This window comes from Rubellimicrobium roseum (genome assembly GCF_006152145.1).
GTDB classification, from domain to species: Bacteria; Pseudomonadota; Alphaproteobacteria; order Rhodobacterales; family Rhodobacteraceae; genus Rubellimicrobium; species Rubellimicrobium roseum.
This window is the reverse complement of the sequence record NZ_VDFV01000002.1, coordinates 138,958-155,708: the sequence shown is the minus strand read 5'-3', so window position 1 is coordinate 155,708 and position 16,751 is coordinate 138,958. Positions and strand designations below refer to the sequence as shown.

Annotated in this window: 17 protein-coding genes and 1 tRNA gene; 5 read left to right on the top strand and 13 right to left on the bottom strand. The window is 72.6% G+C overall.

Translation table 11 applies throughout. The features are described 5' to 3' along the window. Positions 1–196: 196 nt before the first annotated feature. The 3 genes from FHG71_RS03175 to FHG71_RS03165 all read right to left on the bottom strand — a co-directional run bounded on the left by FHG71_RS03175 (position 197) and on the right by FHG71_RS03165 (position 1,454). Positions 197–364 (bottom strand): YdcH family protein, encoded by a 168-nt coding sequence (locus tag FHG71_RS03175; protein WP_139080169.1) that lies wholly within the window; start codon positions 362–364, stop codon positions 197–199. Positions 365–496: 132 nt separating this feature from the next. Next, positions 497–1,288: a tRNA1(Val) (adenine(37)-N6)-methyltransferase gene (locus FHG71_RS03170; protein WP_139080168.1), complete on the bottom strand. Its 792-nt coding sequence runs from the start codon at positions 1,286–1,288 to the stop codon at positions 497–499. Further along, positions 1,239–1,454 (bottom strand): putative signal transducing protein, encoded by a 216-nt coding sequence (locus FHG71_RS03165; protein WP_139080167.1) that lies wholly within the window; start codon positions 1,452–1,454, stop codon positions 1,239–1,241. Before FHG71_RS03165 ends, FHG71_RS03170 begins: the two co-directional genes overlap by 50 nt. 57 nt (positions 1,455–1,511) lie before the next feature. On the opposite strand from FHG71_RS03165, the gene FHG71_RS03160 reads away from it, so the two are divergent. Continuing rightward, positions 1,512–2,510, top strand: a complete 999-nt coding sequence (locus FHG71_RS03160; RefSeq protein ID WP_139080166.1) for a polyprenyl synthetase family protein — start codon at positions 1,512–1,514, stop codon at positions 2,508–2,510. Here FHG71_RS03160 and FHG71_RS03155 read toward each other — a convergent pair. Then, positions 2,486–2,905 (bottom strand): winged helix-turn-helix transcriptional regulator, encoded by a 420-nt coding sequence (locus FHG71_RS03155; RefSeq protein ID WP_139080165.1) that lies wholly within the window; start codon positions 2,903–2,905, stop codon positions 2,486–2,488. The two genes, FHG71_RS03160 and FHG71_RS03155, sit on opposite strands and share 25 nt — an antisense overlap. Positions 2,906–3,001: 96 nt before the next feature. On the opposite strand from FHG71_RS03155, the gene FHG71_RS03150 reads away from it, so the two are divergent. Beyond that, positions 3,002–3,847, top strand: coding sequence for an SDR family oxidoreductase (locus FHG71_RS03150; protein WP_139080164.1), 846 nt, complete (start codon positions 3,002–3,004; stop codon positions 3,845–3,847). On the opposite strand, the gene FHG71_RS03145 is transcribed toward FHG71_RS03150, so the two are convergent. From FHG71_RS03145 to FHG71_RS03135, 3 genes are all read right to left on the bottom strand, one after another. After that, entirely contained in the window at positions 3,844–4,698 is an 855-nt protein-coding gene (locus tag FHG71_RS03145) for a 4-(cytidine 5'-diphospho)-2-C-methyl-D-erythritol kinase (protein ID WP_139080163.1), read from the bottom strand. The genes FHG71_RS03150 and FHG71_RS03145 overlap by 4 nt on opposite strands. Further along, positions 4,691–6,409 carry a tetratricopeptide repeat protein gene (locus FHG71_RS03140; RefSeq protein WP_139080162.1) on the bottom strand — a complete coding sequence of 573 codons (1,719 nt, stop codon included), beginning with the start codon at positions 6,407–6,409 and terminating at the stop codon, positions 4,691–4,693. The genes FHG71_RS03145 and FHG71_RS03140 overlap by 8 nt, the downstream gene beginning before the upstream one ends. Before the next feature lie 130 nt (positions 6,410–6,539). Next, positions 6,540–8,213, bottom strand: coding sequence for an electron transfer flavoprotein-ubiquinone oxidoreductase (locus FHG71_RS03135; protein WP_139080161.1), 1,674 nt, complete (start codon positions 8,211–8,213; stop codon positions 6,540–6,542). A 174-nt stretch (positions 8,214–8,387) separates the two neighbouring features. Between FHG71_RS03135 and greA the strand changes: the two genes are divergently transcribed. Continuing rightward, the gene (gene greA, locus FHG71_RS03130) at positions 8,388–8,858 is read left to right on the top strand and encodes a transcription elongation factor GreA (protein WP_139080160.1); all 471 of its coding nucleotides are present in this window, start codon (positions 8,388–8,390) and stop codon (positions 8,856–8,858) included. Between the two features lie 60 nt (positions 8,859–8,918). Here the strand turns inward: greA and FHG71_RS03125 are convergent, their stop codons facing one another. From FHG71_RS03125 to FHG71_RS03110, 4 genes are all read right to left on the bottom strand, one after another. After that, a complete protein-coding gene (locus FHG71_RS03125; RefSeq protein WP_139080159.1) occupies positions 8,919–9,500 on the bottom strand; it encodes a GNAT family N-acetyltransferase in 582 nt (193 codons plus the stop codon). 45 nt (positions 9,501–9,545) lie between these two features. Continuing rightward, entirely contained in the window at positions 9,546–10,136 is a 591-nt protein-coding gene (gene mobA / locus FHG71_RS03120; RefSeq protein WP_139080158.1) for a molybdenum cofactor guanylyltransferase MobA, read from the bottom strand. Positions 10,137–10,217: 81 nt separating this feature from the next. Further along, entirely contained in the window at positions 10,218–10,343 is a 126-nt protein-coding gene (gene ykgO / locus FHG71_RS03115; protein ID WP_037280171.1) for a type B 50S ribosomal protein L36, read from the bottom strand. 74 nt (positions 10,344–10,417) lie between these two features. Next, positions 10,418–10,492 (bottom strand) — tRNA-Val (locus FHG71_RS03110). A 133-nt stretch (positions 10,493–10,625) separates the two neighbouring features. On the opposite strand from FHG71_RS03110, the gene FHG71_RS03105 reads away from it, so the two are divergent. Together FHG71_RS03105 and FHG71_RS03100 are read left to right on the top strand one after the other, a co-directional pair. Beyond that, positions 10,626–11,486, top strand: a complete 861-nt coding sequence (locus tag FHG71_RS03105) for an N-formylglutamate amidohydrolase (protein ID WP_139080157.1) — start codon at positions 10,626–10,628, stop codon at positions 11,484–11,486. Between the two features lie 100 nt (positions 11,487–11,586). Next, positions 11,587–12,576 carry an MBL fold metallo-hydrolase gene (locus FHG71_RS03100; protein ID WP_139080156.1) on the top strand — a complete coding sequence of 330 codons (990 nt, stop codon included), beginning with the start codon at positions 11,587–11,589 and terminating at the stop codon, positions 12,574–12,576. Positions 12,577–12,606: 30 nt separating this feature from the next. Here the strand turns inward: FHG71_RS03100 and scpA are convergent, their stop codons facing one another. Both scpA and FHG71_RS03090 read right to left on the bottom strand, forming a co-directional pair. Continuing rightward, positions 12,607–14,736, bottom strand: coding sequence for a methylmalonyl-CoA mutase (gene scpA / locus FHG71_RS03095; protein ID WP_139080155.1), 2,130 nt, complete (start codon positions 14,734–14,736; stop codon positions 12,607–12,609). 12 nt (positions 14,737–14,748) lie between these two features. Beyond that, positions 14,749–16,749 carry an acetyl-CoA carboxylase biotin carboxylase subunit gene (locus tag FHG71_RS03090; RefSeq protein ID WP_139080154.1) on the bottom strand — a complete coding sequence of 667 codons (2,001 nt, stop codon included), beginning with the start codon at positions 16,747–16,749 and terminating at the stop codon, positions 14,749–14,751. Positions 16,750–16,751 lie beyond the last annotated feature (2 nt).

Here is a 16,751-nt window from a genome sequence, read left to right as displayed (position 1 = left end):
CTGTCGTCCGGTCCGGGAGGAGAGGTCCCGTCCCTGGATGGAGCGATCGAAGCGGATGCGCTGTGGAGAGGGGAAAGCCCTTGGGGCGACGGGGATCGGGCTTGCTGTCCGGGCACGCGCGCCCCGGAAGGCGCGCGTCAGGCCGAGAGGGCGTAGGGGGCGCGGGCGTCAGGTGCGCCCGCGGAAGTCTGGGGCCTCAGTGCGTCGTGAGACGCGTGATCTCCTCCTTGAGCATGAGCTTCTGCTTCTTCATGCGCGCGATCTCGAGGTCGTCGCTCCCCGGGGCGCGCTGGGCGGCCTCGACCGCCTTGGACAGCGTCTCGTGCTTGCGGCGAAGTTCTTCCAGATGGCCGTTCAGACTCATGGATCGTCCTCCGTTGTGGTGCCTTCCACAGGGTCAACTCGACCACAGTTTCATGAAACTGTCATGCGGCAGACGGTCGCGGCACAGTTTGGGCGGATTCTCGCTTAGGTTGTAAGTTGCTGGGTGCTGGCGCTATGGCCAGGGCAGCGCCGCGCCGTCGCGCAGGACCGCCGCGGCCCAGGGGGCGAAGTCGGGCGCGTCGCGCTCGTGCCGCGCTCCGGCATGGACCGGGAGCGCGGCCAGAAGGCAAAAGGGGGCGCGGCCCCCCTTGCGCGCGCGCAGCAGGACCGTTGTGGCGGCGCGGCCCTCGCGTGGGGCGAGAGGGAGCAACTCGGGCGAGCCCAGGGTCGCGGGCAGGGCCGCCAGGACCTCGGGCAGGCGGGCCGCGCGCTGGATCAGCGTGAGCGTGCCACCGGGGCGCAGGCGGCGGGCGGCGAGCTTCAACCAGAGCGCGAGGGGCGTGTCGCCGCCATGGGCGAGGTCGCGGCCCGGGTCGGCGGCGCGGGTGGTGCGGGTCCGGTCGTAGTAGGGCGGGTTCATCAGCACATGGTCGAAGGTCGCTGCCCGCAGATCGGGCGGGGGCACGGCCAGGTCGCCCTCCCACAGGTCCAGGGGCAGGCCGTTCAGGGCGGCGTTGCTGCGGGCCAGCGCGGCATAGGCGGGCTGGATCTCGATCCCGGCGAGCCGGAGGCCGGGGACGCGCGCCCCGAGCGCCAGGATCGCCGCGCCCGCGCCGCAGCCCAGCTCCAGCGCGGCCTCTCCGGGGCAAGCGGGGACGGCAGCCGCGAGCAGGATCGCGTCCTGCCCGGCGCGGAAGCCCCGCGCGGGCTGGCGCAGCCGGAGCCGTCCGCCCAGGAAGGCGTCGAGCGTCAGGTCAGAGGCCGCGGTCGATGCCGTTGTCACGGATGACCAAGATCGCGTCATCGAGGTCCTCCTCGCGCACCATGAGGCGGCGCGGCAGCACGCCGATAGAGCCTTCGAGGATGCTCATGTTGTGGTCGAGCGGGAAGCAATCTATACCCTCCCCCCGCAGGAGCGCGGTGGCGAAGGCGATCACGGTGGGATCGGTGGTGCGCAGCAGTTCCCGCATCGTCCGGGCAGGCTAGCCCTGCGCCACCCCCGATGTCGAGCCCGTGGAACCATGCTGATGAGCCTCGATCACGCCCGCGCGAAACCCCACGACCGGCTCGCGGCCGCGCTGGAGGCGGACCTCGGGGCGGTAGGCGCGCTCATCCGCGAGCGGATGCAGTCGGAGGCGGCGCCCCGCATCCCGGCGGTCACGGCGCACCTGATCGAGGCGGGGGGCAAGCGGCTGCGGCCGATGCTGGTGCTCGCGGCCGCGCGGCTTCTGGGCTACGCGGGCCCGTTCCACGTGCATCTGGCGGTGGCGGTGGAGTTCATCCACACGGCGACGCTGCTGCACGACGACGTGGTGGACGATTCCAAGCAGCGGCGCGGGCGGCCCACGGCGAACCTCCTGTGGGACAACATGTCCTCGGTGCTGGTGGGGGACTACCTCTTTGCGCGGTCCTTCCAGCTCATGGTCGAGGCGGGGGACCTGCGGGTGCTGGGCATCCTGTCGGACGCCTCGGCGACGATCTCGGAGGGCGAGGTGCTGCAGCTCGTGGCGGCGCGGGATCTGGCGACGACCGAGGACACCTACCTGAAGGTCATCCGGGGCAAGACGGCGGCGCTGTTCTCGGCGGCGACGCAGGCGGGCGCGGTGGTCGCGGGGGCCGACGCCACGCAGGAGGAGGCGTTGCGCGACTACGGTGACGCCTTGGGCATCGCCTTCCAGATCATCGACGACCTACTGGACATCGAGGGCACGGACGCCATCGGCAAGAACCGGGGCGACGACCTGCGCGAGGGCAAGCTCACGCTGCCGGTGATCCGGGCCGTGGCGGCGGCATCCGACGAGGAGCGGGCCTTCTGGACGCGCGTGATCGCGCGCGGGCAGGTCGAGGACGCGGACATCGAGCGGGCGCGCGACCTGATGAAGCGGCATGGGGCGCTGGCCTCGACCCGCGCCGAGGCCGAGATGTGGGTCGGGCGCGCCAAGGCGGCGCTGGGGCGGCTGCCCGGCCATCCCCTGCGCGAGATGCTGTCGGACCTGGCCGACTACGTGGTCGCGCGCGAGGCCTGAGCGCCGATCTGGGCGTCGTAGGCGGCCTGCGCCGCCATCACCGCTTCGATATGCGCCTCGGCCCAGCGGGCCAGCGCCTGCACCGTCTCGGCCAGCGTCCGCCCGAGCGGGGTGATTGAGTATTCCACCGTCACCGGCACCGTCGGGAAGGCCCGGCGCACGATCAGGCCGTCGCGCTCCAGCCGCTTGAGGGTCTGCGACAAGACCTTCTGCGACACGCCCTCGATCCCCCGCCGCAGCTCGTTGAAGCGCCGTGGACCCTCGGCCAGCCGTACGAGGATCAGCGTCACCCACTTGTCCGCGAGCCGGTCGAGGACGAGCCGCGTGGGGCAGGACTCGGAATAGACGCTGTAGGGCGGGGGCGGGGCGGTTTCCGCAGGGTGACCTAGTGACATGGAGGTGCCTTCTTTTCCCGTCCGCTTCGCCGTGCCATGTGATGTCACGTCGAAACCAGGTTTCCAATGGAAACCATATAGGCGAGGACGAGGACGATGTCAGGACGGATTCTGGTGCTGGGCGCGAGCGGGCATGTGGGCCAGCCGCTGGTGGCGGAACTGGTGGCGCGGGGCGAGGCGGTGCGGGCCGCGTCGCGGGGCGGGCAGGCCCGGGGCGGGGCCGAGGGCGTGCGCTTCGACTGGCACGATCCGGCGACGCACGAGGCGGCCTTCGAGGGCGTGGACCGTGTCTTTGCCCTGCTTCCGGCCGGTCAGCTCGATTCGCCGGGCCTGCTGCGGCCGGTGGTCGAGCGCGCGGCGGCGCAGGGGGCCAAGGTCGTGCTGATGACGGCGATGGGGGTCGATGCCGACGATTCCATTCCCTACCGGCAGGCCGAGCTGATGCTGGAGCGCAGCGGCGCGCGCTGGACGGTGATCCGGCCCAACTGGTTCATGGACAACTTCCACAGCTACTGGCTGGACGGCGTGAAGCGCGGCGCCATCACCGTCCCGGCGGGCGAGGGCAAGACCAGCTTCATCGACGCGCGCGACATCGCGGCCTCGGCCGCGGGTGCGCTGACCTCGGACCGCTTCGAGGGGCGGGCCTTCAACCTGACCGGGCCCGAGGCGCTGAGCTATCACGAGGCGGCGGCGGTGCTGTCCAACGTCGCGGGGCGGACGATCGCCTACCGGCCCGTGGACGACGAGAGCTTCGTGGGGATGATGACCGGGGCGGGGATGCCCGAGGATTACGCGCGCTTCCTGACCGCGATCTTCGGGCCGGTGCGCGAGGGCTGGGCCGCGGCCCTGACGGGCGACGTGGAGGAGCTGACGGGCCGCCGCCCGCGCGACCTGCGGGCCTATGCGCAGGACCACGCGGCGGCGCTGCGGCTCGCGGCCTAGGTCAGCAGCGGCGCCGGGGCGACCCACCAGGACTGGCGGGCGACCTGGATGGCGCGGGCGGCGGTGCGGGCCGCCCCCGCGTCCTTGCAGATGCCCACGCAGGTCGCCCCCGAGCCCGACATGACGGCGGCCAGCACGCCGGGCGCGCGTCGCAGCAGGGCCAGAGCCTCGCCCACGGGCGGGGCGAGCTTCTCGGCCGGACCCTGGAGGTCGTTGCGGACCGTCTTGAGCCAGGCAGCGAAGTCCTCGGGCCGGCGCGTCTCGGGCAGGGCGGGAAGAGGGGCGTTGCTCTTGGTTTCCAGCGCCTGGAAGACGTCGCGGGTCGGCAGGGCCGTGCCTGGGTTCACGAGGATCAGGCCCAGCGACGGCAGGGGCGGCAGGGGGTCCAGCACCTCGCCGCGCCCGCGCATCCGCATGGCGGTGGGCGCGCGCAGGCAGACGGGGACGTCCGAGCCCAGCTCCAGCACCTCGGGCGCGTCGGGGTCGAGCGGCTCCACGTCCCAGAGCTTGGCCAGGAGCTTGAGCGTCGCGGCGGCGTCCGAGGAGCCCGAGCCGATGCCCGCCCCGTGCGGCAGGTTCTTGGTGAGCCGGATCGCCGCGCCCTTGGTCACGTTCCGCGCCTCCCGCAGCGCCTGCGCCGCCCGCAGCACAAGGTTGGTGCCGTCCGTGGGCACGCCGATGGCGAAGGGGCCGCCCACGGTCAGCGTCAGCTCGCGCGCCGGGGTGGCCGTGATCTGGTCGCCGGTGCCCGCGAAGACCACCAGGCTGTCAAGCCGGTGGTAGCCGTCCGACCCCAGCCCCGTGACGTGGAGCGCCAGGTTCACCTTGGCGGGAGCGAAGCCCTTATCCACCGGAGGCCTCGTCCGCGAGGGCGGTCGTCTCCCGGTCGTCGGCCTCGGCGGCCAGCACGGCGTCGAGCCCCTGCGCGAGCTTGAGGCGGATGCGCGCCTCGTCGGCCTCGGCGGGTTCGAAGCTGAGCGCGCGCGTCCACTGGAAGCGCGCCTCGCGGGTGCGCCCGACCTTCCAGTAGGCGTCGCCCAGATGATCGTTGATGACCGGATCGGTGGACAGGAGCGTGGAGGCCAGCTCCAGCTGCTCCACCGCCTCCGCGTAGCGGCCCAGCCGGAAATAGGCCCAGCCCAGCGAGTCCACGATGGCCCCCGAGTCGGGGCGCAGGTCCACGGCGCGGGCGATCATCTCCATGGCCTCGTCCAGCTTCTCGCCCCGGTCCACGAGGCTGTAGCCCAGGTGGTTGAGCACCTGCGGCTGGTCGGGATTGAGCCGGAGCGCGGCACGCAGGTCCGATTCGGTCGCGGGCCAGTCGGCCTGCCCTTCGTGGGCGAGGGCGCGCATGAAGTGAAGGTACCAGAGCCGCCCGGCCCCCTCCGGCAGGAGGGCGATGGCGCGGCCGTAGGCGGCCTCGGCCTCGGCGAAGCTTTCCATGCGGCGCAGGTGGTCGGCCAGGGCCGTCTGGGCCTCGGGGCTGTCGGGGTGGTCCTGGGCGAGCCGCGAGAGGACCTCGAGCGCGGCCTCGTCCAGGTCCTCGGACTGGAGGACCCCGGCGCGGCCGATCTCGGCGCCGAGCGTGAGGGGATCGCTGGCGGGCACGAGCCCGTAGGCCTCGCGCGCCAGCGCGGGCTGGCCCAGGTCCTCGAGGAGCCGCGCGGCGAGGATCGCGGCCTCGGCATGGGACGGATCGAGCGCCAGCGCGGCGCGGGCGTAGAGGAGCCCGGCTTCGCTGTCCTCGGGGGCGAGCACGGCGGCGAGGCTGAAATAGGTTTCGGCCAGCCCTTCGGCGGGGGTGGCGACCAGGGTGAAGGCCACGGGCTCGTTGGCCGCGAGGCGGGCGCGCAGGTCCGCGAGGGGCGCGTCGAGGTCGGCACCGAAGGCGGCGTCGATGAGGTTCATCGCCTCTTCGGGACGGCCCAGAGCGGCGAGCACCTGCGCCTGGGCCAGGACGACGCGGGGCGTGCGCTGGAGCCCGTCGGAGGCCAGGGCGGTCTGGGCCCCGGCGAGGTTGCCCCCGACCGCAAGCGCCAGCGCCTTGTGGTAGAGCGCGAAGGAGCGGAAGGCCGGCGTGGCGCCCAGTTCGTCGAAGGCCGAGGCTGCGGCGGCGCTGTCGTTCAGGCCCGCCCAGGCCCAGCCGCGCGTGAGCCCGTCCACGAGCGGGGCCACGCCACGCCCAGCCTCCAGCTCGGACAGGAGGCCGCGCCAGTCGCCGTCCCGGGCATGGCCGAGGTCGAGCACGAGATGGGCGTAGGGGCTCTGGAGCCCCGCCTCGACGATGCGGGCGGCCAGGGCCTGCGCCTGCTCGATCCGGCCGAGGCCGAGATTGGCGGACAGGGCGTTGCCGAGGAGCCAGGGATCCGCGGGGTCGGCCTCCAGCGCCTCGGCGAAGAGGTCGGCGGCGCGGGGCAGGTCCGCGGTCGCGCGCGCCGCACGGGCGGCGAGGTAGGTCCCGGCCGGCGCCGAACCCCCGTCCGGCGCGGCGGCGGGCGCGGTGGCGATGAATGCGGCGGCGATCGCCCCGAGAAGGGCGGCTCCGCGTCCCGATGCGTGCAAGGTGGCGGCCCCTGTCGTGCTGTCCCGCCCGCCAAGGTAAGGAGGGGGCCGGGCGGGCGCAATCGAGCGCGAGAAAATCGGGGCCGAAGCGGCAGATTCCCGCCCCCGTTGTGCCGGGGGCGGGGGAGGATCACATGTTGGGGTAGTTGGGCCCGTCGCCGCCCTGCGGGACCGTCCAGACGATGTTCTGGGACGGGTCCTTGATGTCGCAGGTCTTGCAGTGGACGCAGTTCTGGAAGTTGATCTGGAAGCGCGGGCCCGTGGGCTCCTCCACCACCTCGTAGACGCCCGCCGGGCAGTAGCGCTGCGCGGGCTCGGCATAGAGCGGCAGGTTGCGGGCAATCGGGATCGAGGGGTCCTTCAGCTTCAGGTGCGCGGGCTGGCCTTCGTCGTGGTTGGTGCCCGAGAAGGCCACGTTGGTGAGCCGGTCGAAGCTGAGCCTGCCGTCGGGCTTGGGGTAGGCGATCGGCTTGTGCCTGGCGGCGGGCTCGGTGGACTCGGCGTCGGTCTTGCCGTGGCGGATCGCGCCCAGGACCGAGCGGTTCAGGAGCGTCTGCGTCCACATGTCGAAGCCGCCCACGCCGAGGCTGGCCATGAGGCCGTAGCGGCTCCAGAGCGGCTTGACGTTGGCCACCGCGCGCAGGTCGCGGCCCACCGCGCCGGTGCGGACGACGGTGTCGTACTCCTCCAGCACGTCGCCCTCGCGTCCCGCGGCGATGGCGGACTGCGCCACCTCGGCCGCGTGGAGGCCCGAAAGCATGGCGTTGTGGTTGCCCTTGATGCGGGGGACGTTGACCATGCCCGCCGCGCAGCCCAGCAGCGCGCCGCCGGGGAAGGCGAGCTTCGGGAGCGACTGCCAGCCGCCTTCGTTGATGGCGCGCGCGCCATAGGCGGTGCGCTTGCCGCCGGTCAGGATCTCGGCCACCAGCGGGTGATGCTTGAAGCGCTGGAACTCGCCGTAGGGGTAAAGGTAGGGGTTGCGGTAGTTCAGGTGGACGACGAAGCCCACGTAGACCTCGGTGTCCGACAGCGCATAAAGGAAGCCGCCGCCGCCCGCGCTCTTGTCGAGCGGCCAGCCCATGGTGTGCAGGACCTGCCCCGCCTGCACGCGGCCCGGCTCCACGGTCCAGAGCTCCTTCATGCCCAGGCCGTACTTCTGCGGCTCGCGGCCTTCGGCCAGCTTGTAATGCGCGATGACCTGCTGGGAGAGCGAGCCGCGCACGCCCTCGGCGAGGAACACGTACTTGCCGCGGATCTCCATGCCGGGCTCGTAGTTCGGGCCGGGCGCGCCGTCGAAGGTGCCGTCCGCGACCTTGCCGAACTCGCCCGCGACCACGCCCGCCAGGCGCGGGCTGCCGTCGGGGGCCTCGCCCCAGACCAGCTCCGAGCAGGACATGCCGGTGAAGATCTCGACGCCCAGCTCCTCGGCCTGCTGGCCCAGCCAGCGGCAGACGTTGCCCATGGAGACGATGTAGTTGCCGTGGTTGTTCATCAGCGGCGGCATGACCCGGTTGGGGATGCGCATCCGCCCGCCCTCGCCCAGCACGTAGAAGGCGTCGGAGGTCACCGGCGTGTGGAGGGGCGCGCCCTTGGCCTTCCAGTCGGGGATGAGCGCGTCCAGGCCCACGGGGTCGAGCACCGCCCCCGACAGGATGTGCGCGCCGATCTCCGAGCCCTTCTCCAGCAGCACCACGCTGAGGTCGGGGTCGAGCTGCTTGAGCCGGATCGCGGCCGACAGGCCCGACGGCCCCCCGCCGACGATCACGACGTCGTAGTCCATGGATTCCCGCTCGACCTGCGCCATCTGCCATCCCTTCCCTTTTCGGGAAGCGGAGGTAGACATTCCCGAGGGAAAGCGCAAATGCGACATGGCGCTGCGGGGCCCGTCCCCGCGCGCGCCCCGGAGGGCTTGACTTCAAGACACCCCGCCGGGTTATGAACCTGTCTCCCGAAGCCCCGCGATGACGGGAAAGGACCTATGGAAAAGATCCCTCTGACCCGTGCCGGATACGACAAGCTCGACGCCGAGCTGAAGCGCCTCAAGACCGTGGAGCGGCCCGAGATCATCGCCGCCATCGCCGAGGCGCGCGCCCACGGGGACCTGAGCGAGAACGCCGAGTACCATTCCGCCAAGGAGAAGCAGAGCTTCATCGAGGGCCGGATCAAGGAGCTGGAAGGGGTCTTGGGCCTCGCGGAGGTGATCGACACCTCGAAGCTGTCGGGCTCGATCAAGTTCGGCGCCACGGTGAAGCTCGTGGACGAGGACACCGACGAGGAGCGCACCTACCAGATCGTCGGCGAGTACGAGGCCGACATCGAGAACGGCCGGCTGAACGTCAGGAGTCCGCTGGCGCGGGCGCTCATCGGCAAGGGCGCGGGCGACAGCGTCGAGGTCCGCACGCCGGGCGGCGAGAAGAGCTACGAGATCCTGGAGGTCTCCTACTCCTGACCGGGGCGCCCGTGGGGAATGTCGCGGGCGTATCTGGACCAGGTTGATGGGGCCGCCGCCTCAGCCGACCCGCAGCACCATCGTCGTCGCCGCGCGGAAGCGGAAGACGTAGCGCAGCAGGCCCGTCGAGTGGCGGGCCACCGCGCGGTAGCCCTTGCGCTCGTAAAGGGCGCGGGCGCGGGTGTTCTCGTCCACCACGTCGAGCCGGACCTCGGCATAGCCGCGGGCGCGAGCCTCCTCGGCGATGGCGTCGAGGAGCCGCGTGCCCACGCCGTGGCCCCGCGCCTCGGGGGCGACGAAGATCCCGTCCATCAGGAAGCGCGCGTTCTCGGTGTCGCGGCTGAGGAGCGCGAGCGCCCCGATCCGCCAGAGCGCCCCCCCGCGTCCGTAGATGCGCGCCATCTCGGCGTAGCCGCCCCCCACCAGCGCGCCCTGAGCCGTCTTGAAGCCGGCGACGCCCAAAAGACGGCCGTCCTCGGCCCAGGCGCAGACGGCGTGGTCGGGCGAGAGGACCGATTCGATGAAGCGCAGCGCCCGGTCGCGGGGGCCGAGCGCCCGGCCGAGCTTCTGGCCAAAGGCCTCCCAGTAGAGGGCGGCGATGGCGGGCCGGTCGGCGGGGGCGAAGCCTTTGACGATGTGCATGGAACGGATGGTGGGAAGCTGCGCGCGAAAATCCAGGGGGGCGAATCAGAGCCAGCGGAGCGCTGCCGCCACGTCCTCGGGGGTGTTGAGGTTGAGGAAGGGGTCGGGGCCCCCGCGCGGCACGGGGAACTCGACTGCGTTGGCGCCTTGGGCGCGGGCGAAGGATTCGACCCGGCGCAGGCCGCCCGCGAGGTCCTGGCGCAGGGGGGCGGCGAGCTCCACGGGCCAGAGGCCCGCAACCGGGTGCGTGCGCCCGGCGGAGGCGGCGATGGCCGGGGCGCCGGCGGCCGCGAGGCGCCGGGCGAGGTCAGAGGGCAGGAAGGGGGCGTCGCCCGGGACGGTGAGCACCCGGTCGGCCCCGAGCCCTTCCGCCCAGAGCATCGCGGCCAGGAGCCCGGCGAGCGGCCCGGGGCGGCCCTCGACCGGGTCGGCCAGGACCGGCAGGCCCAGCGCGGCGAATCGGCCGGGGTCGCCGTTGGCGTTGAGCGCGAGGGGGCCGGCCTGGGGTCGGAGGCGCGCGACGATGGCCGACAGCACCGTGCCGCCGCCCCAGGGTCGCAGGCCCTTGTCCCCTCCGCCCATGCGGCGCGCGAGCCCGCCCGCGACGATCACGGCCGGCAGGGGCGAGTCGGGCATGGGGGCGGCTCCGGCGGAAACGAGAAAGGCCGCCCCGGTGTCCCGGCGGCGGCCCATGTTCGGTGCCCTGTGGGCGACCGCTCAGCCCTGGCGGGCCTTGTAGCGGCGCTGGGTCTTGTTGATGACGTACACCCGGCCCTTACGGCGCACGACGCGGCAATCGCGGTGGCGCTGCTTGAGCGAGCGGAGCGAGTTGGCGACCTTCATCGTCGTCTCTCCTGTTCGCGGCGCGCATCGCGCCTGTTTCGGTTCGTGCGAGGTCTTGCGACCCTGCCGGAAGATGGTGGGCGGTACTGGGATCGAACCAGTGACCCCTACGATGTCAACGTAGTGCTCTACCGCTGAGCTAACCGCCCGTTCCGTTCCGCCGACACACAAGGCGTCGGCATCGGGTGGGCGGTGGATAATTGCTGCGCGCGGGGTGGTCAAGGGCTTTTGGCGAGGTAGCATTCCACGCTATGCCAGCGGACGCGGGGGACCCTTCGACGCATGACCCAGGCCTTTCAGATCACCCGGCCCGAACGGCGGACGACCTCGGTCGTCTTCGCCTCGCCGCATTCGGGACGCGAGTATCCCAGGGCCTTCCTGGAGCGCGCCGAGCTGGATTCGCGCACGATCCGGTCGTCGGAGGACGCCTTCGTGGACCTCCTGTTCGACAGCGCGACGGATCACGGAGCCCCGTTCCTGCGGGCGCAGGCCTCGCGCGCCTTCGTGGACCTCAACCGCGCCGCCGACGAGCTCGACCCCGCGCTGATCGAGGGGGTGCGGCGTCCCGTCCACAACCCGCGCGTGGCCAGCGGCCTGGGGGTGATTCCCCGCGTGGTGGCGGGCGGGCGCCCGATCCATCGCGGGCGCATCGCCCTGTCGGAGGCGCAGGGCCGCATCGACGGCTACTGGCGGCCCTACCACGAGGCGCTTCAGGGGCTGCTGGCGGAAAGCCATGCCCGATTCGGCGAGGCGATCCTGATCGACTGCCATTCCATGCCGCACGAGGCCATCGAGTCCGTGGGCGCGCCCGGCGGCGCCCGGCCGGACGTGGTGCTGGGCGACCGCTTCGGCGCGGCGGCCTCGACGGCGGTGGTGGACCGGATCGAGGCGGCCTTCGTGGGCGCCGGGCTGCGGGTGTCGCGCAACATGCCCTTTGCGGGCGCCTACATCGTGCAGCATTATGGCCGCCCCTCGCGCCGGCAGCATGCGGTGCAGGTGGAGATCGACCGCTCGCTCTACATGGACGAGCGCCTGGTCGAGCCCCTGCCGGCCTTCGAGGAGTTCCGCCGGCTGGTGCGGGGCGTGGTGGCCGAGCTCACGGCCATCGGGCGGCCCGAGGGCCTGCGCATGGCGGCCGAGTAGGCGCGCGGGCCGGGGCGGCCGCGACGTTTCGGCGCGATCCGGTGGAAACCCGGGGCCGCCCGCTCCGGTTGGCCTGGGACATGCCCCCGGAGCCCTGCCCATGATCCCTCGCAAGCCCTTGCACCGCGGCCCCCGCACCCCGCATTTCGACGGGCTCCGCTTCCGGTCGCATCCCGAGCCGCCCCGGCGCGGGGTCGCGGCGACGTTGCGATTCGTGCGGGGCCAGATCGCGGGGCGCTGGCCACCCCCCGCCGAGCCGGTCGTCCCGGACGTGCCACCGACGCGGGTGGAGGCGCTGCGGATCTGCTCGGCCGGGCATTCGAGCCTTCTCGTGCAGGTCTCGGGGCTGAACGTCCTGATCGATCCCGTCTTCGCCGAATGGCTGGGGCCCTGGCCGCATTCGGGGCCGCGCCGGGCGCATCCGCCGGGCATCCGCGAGGCAGACCTGCCGCCCATCGACGCCGTTCTCCTGACCCACAACCACTGGGACCATCTCGACGGGCCGGGCGTCGTCCGCCTGTGGCGGCGCTTCGGCGCCCGCGTCCTAGCGCCGCTCGGCAACGACTCGGTCCTGCGCCGCTACGACCCGGCCCTGCCGGTCGAGGCGCTCGACTGGGGGCAGGGAGTGCCCTTGTCCGACCGGTTGACGGCCCATCTCGCGCCCGCCTACCACTGGTCGGGCCGGGGTCTCCTCGACCGGCGCATGGCGCTCTGGGGCTCCTGGGTGCTGACCGGGCCGGGCGGGGTGCTCTACCACGTGGGCGACACGGCCTATGGCGACGGACGGATCTTCCGGGACGTGCGCGAGCGGTTCGGGGCCCCGGACGTGGCGCTGATCCCCATCGGCGCCTACGAGCCGCGCTGGTACGTAGGCACCCAGCACGTCGATCCCGACGAGGCGGTGCGCATCCTGCTCGACTGCGGGGCGGCGCAGGGCTTCGGCCACCACTGGGGGACGTTCCAGCTCACCTGGGAGGCGCGCGAGGCGCCGCCGCGCGACCTGGCGCTGGCGCTCGACCGGCATGGCCTGCCGCCCGAGCGGTTCCAGCCGCTGCGGCCCGGACAGGCCGTCGAGCCGCCCTGGCGCTGAGTCGTTCCCCGGCGTGGGCGGGATCCCGGCTCAGGCGGCCTTGTCGCGGCACAGAAGCTCCAGCACCTCCAGCGCGGCCTCGGGGATGGGGGTGCCCGGCCCGAAGACGGCGGCGACGCCCGCGGCCTTGAGCGCCGCGTGGTCCTGCGGCGGGATCACGCCGCCCGCCACCACGATGATGTCGCCCCCGCCCTGCGCCCGCAGCGCCTCGACGAGGCGGGGGGCGAGCGTCAGGTGCCCGGCCGCCTGCGAGGAGACGCCCACCACATGCACGTCGTGGTCGAGCGCGAGCCGCGCGGCCTCGTCGGGGGTCTGGAAGAGCGGGCCCACGTCCACGTCCCAGCCGAGGTCGGCGAAGGCCGTGGCGATGACCTTGGCGCCACGGTCGTGGCCGTCCTGGCCCATCTTCACGACCAGCATCCGGGGCCGGCGCCCTTCGCGCGCGGCGAAGGTCTCCACCGCCGTGCGCGCGGCCTCGAAGGTCTCGTCCCCCGCCCGTGCGCCGCCATAGACGCCGGCGAGCGTGCGGACCTCGGCCCGGTGGCGGCCCCAGACATCCTCGAGCGCCTGGGAGATCTCGCCCACGGTGGCGCGGGCGCGGGCGGCGGGGATGGCGGCGGCCAGCACATTGCCGTCGGCCCGCGCGGCCTCGCGCAGGGCGTCGAGCGCCGCGTCCACAGCAACCTGATCGCGCGAGGAGCGGACGGCCTGGAGCCGCTCAACCTGGGCGGCGCGCACGGCGTGATTGTCGATGGCGCGGATCTCGACCTCGCCCGCGTCCGCCGCCTGATAGCGGTTGACGCCGACGATGACCTCCTCGCCCCGGTCGACGCGGGCCTGCCGGCGGGCGGCGGTCTCCTCGATGCGCATCTTGGGCCAACCCTCGGCCACGGCGCGGGTCATGCCGCCCTTCGCCTCGACCTCCTCCATCAGCGCCCAGGCGGCCTCGGCCATCTCGTGGGTGAGGGCCTCGACGTAGTAGCTGCCGCCCAGGGGATCGACGACGCGGGTGACGCCCGTCTCCTCCTGCAGGATGAGCTGGGTGTTGCGGGCGATGCGGGCCGCGAAGTCCGAGGGCAGCGCCAAGGCCTCGTCGAAGCTGTTGGTGTGCAGCGACTGCGTGCCGCCCAGCACCGCCGCCAGCGCCTCGTAGGCGGTGCGGACCACGTTGTTCATCGGGTCCTGGGCCTGCAAGGACACGCCCGAGGTCTGGCAGTGGGTCCGCAGCATAAGGGATTCGGGCTTCTTCGCCCCGAAGCCGGACATCACCCGGTGCCACAGGAGCCGCGCGGCGCGAAGCTTGGCGACCTCCATGAAGAGGTTCATGCCGATGGCGAAGAAGAACGACAGGCGCGGCGCGAAGCTGTCCACGTCCAAGCCCCGCGCCATCGCCGCGCGCACGTATTCGCGGCCGTCCGCCAGCGTGAAGGCCAGTTCCTGCACGAGGTCGGCCCCCGCCTCCTGCATGTGATAGCCGGAGATGGAGATCGAGTTGAAGCGCGGCATCCGGGCCGCCGTGTGGGCGATGATGTCGGCCACCACCCGCATCGAGGGCTCGGGCGGGTAAATGAAGGTGTTGCGGACCATGAACTCCTTGAGGATGTCGTTCTGGATGGTCCCCGACAGCAGCTCGGGCCCCACGCCCTGCTCCTCGCCGGCCACGACGAAGCAGGCCAGCACCGGGATCACCGCGCCGTTCATGGTCATGGAGACCGACACCCGGTCGAGCGGGATGCCGTCGAAGAGCACCTTCATGTCCTCGACCGAGTCGATGGCGACCCCGGCCTTGCCCACGTCGCCTTCCACCCGCGGGTGGTCCGAATCGTAGCCGCGATGGGTGGCGAGGTCGAAGGCCACCGAGACGCCCTGCTGCCCCCCCGCGAGCGCGCGGCGGTAGAAGGCGTTCGATTCCTCGGCCGTGGAGAAGCCCGCGTATTGCCGGATGGTCCAGGGCCGGCCCGCGTACATCGTGGCGCGCACGCCCCGCCCGAAGGGGGCGAGGCCGGGCAGGCCGGGGTCGGGCAGGCCGGCCACGTCGGCGGCCGTATAGAGCGGCTTGACCGTCAGGCCTTCCAGCGTGGGCTTCTCGAGGCCCGACGGGTCCGCGCCGCGCAGCTCCTTGCCGGCGAGCGCCCGCCAGCGGTCCAGATCGTCAGCCATGCGCCGTCCTCCTCACGCGAATTCCAGGATGACCTGATCCACCGCCAATGTCTCGCCTTCGCGCGCGCGGATCGCCTGCACGCGGGCCCGCCGTTCGGCCTTGAGCGTGTTCTCCATCTTCATGGCTTCGACCGTGGCGAGCGCCTGGCCCTCCTCGACCTCCTCGCCCTCGGCCACCAGGAGCCGCACGAGAAGCCCCGGCATCGGGCAAAGGAGCGACTTGGAGGTGTCGGGCGGCAGCTTGACGGGCATGAGCGCCGCCAGTTCCGCCTCGCGCGGGGTCATGACCCGCACCCGCAGGTCCGCGCCGCGCGTGCGCAGGCGGAAGCCGCCCGTCGCCGCCTCGACCTTGAGCACGAGGGGACGGCCATCCACCGTGAGCCGCGCGAGGCTCTGCCCCGGCGCCCAGGGCCCCTCGACCCGCAGCGTCGTGCCGCCCAGGAACGTCACGTCGGCGGCGCCGGGCTCGGCCAGGATGGAGACGGGAATCCGCTCGCCCTGAAGCTGCACGACCCAGTCGCGGCCCACGTGGCGCTCGTGGTGGTCGAGACGGCCCGAGAGGCGCGCGCGCCGGATCTCGGCCACGCGGTGCATGGCGACGGCGGCGGCGGCCACGCGGCGCAGCTCGGGCGCGGGGAGCTCCACGCCCGCGAAGCCCTCGGGCCATTCCTCGGCGATGAAGGCGGTGGTGAGCCGCCCCTCGCGGAAGCGGGGATGCGCCATGACGGCGGACAGGAAGGGCAGGTTATGGCCGATCCCCTCGACCTCGAAGCCGTCGAGCGCCTCGGCCATGGCGTCGATGGCGCCCTCGCGCGTCGGCGCCCAGGTGCAGAGCTTGGCGATCATCGGGTCGTAGAAGCGGCTGATCTCGCCGCCCTCCTGAACGCCGGTGTCGTTGCGCACGACCGTGTCGCCCTGCCGCCCCTCGGCGGGCGGGCGGTAGCGGGTGAGCCGCCCGGTGGAGGGCAGGAAGCGGCGGTAGGGGTCCTCGGCGTAGAGCCGGCTTTCCACCGCCCAGCCGTTCAGCGCGATCTCCTCCTGCCGGAAGGGCAGGGGCTCGCCGGCGGCGACGCGGATCATCTGCTCCACGAGGTCGATGCCGGTGATGAGTTCCGTCACCGGATGCTCGACCTGGAGGCGGGTGTTCATCTCGAGGAAGTAGAAGTTGCGGTCGCCGTCCACGATGAATTCGACGGTGCCGGCGCTCTCGTAGCCCACGGCGCGGGCGAGGGCGCAGGCCTGCTCGCCCATGGCCTTGCGGGTCGCCGCGTCGAGGAAGGGCGAGGGCGCCTCCTCCACGACCTTCTGGTTGCGCCGCTGGATCGAGCATTCGCGCTCGTGCAGGTAGACGGTGTTGCCGTGCCTGTCCGCGAGAACCTGGATCTCGATGTGGCGGGGCTGGTCGACGAACTTCTCGATGAAGATGCGGTCGTCGCCGAAGGAGGCCGCCGCCTCGTTCTTCGAGGCCTGGAAGCCCTCGCGCGCCTCGGCGTCGGACCAGGCGATGCGCATCCCCTTGCCACCACCGCCCGCCGAGGCCTTGATCATCACCGGATAGCCGATGCCGGACGCGATCCGCACGGCCTCGTCGGCGTCGGCGATCAGGCCCATGTGGCCGGGCACCGTGTTCACGCCCGCCTCGGCCGCGATGCGCTTGGAGGTGATCTTGTCGCCCATCGCCTCGACGGCCGAGGTCGGCGGGCCGATGAAGGCCACGCCCGCCTCGGCCAGCGCGGCGGCGAAGCGGGGGTTCTCGGACAGGAAGCCGTAGCCCGGGTGGACGGCCTCGGCGCCCGTACGGCGCACGGCGTCCATCACCCGCTCGATGCTGATGTAGCTCTGCGCGGCGGGGGCGGGGCCGATGCAGACGGCCTCGTCGGCCATCTGGACGTGCAGCGCGCGGGCGTCGGCCTCGGAATAGACGGCCACCGTGCGGATGCCCATGCGGCGGGCGGTCTTGATGACGCGGCAGGCGATCTCGCCCCGGTTGGCGATCAGGATCTTGTTGAACATCG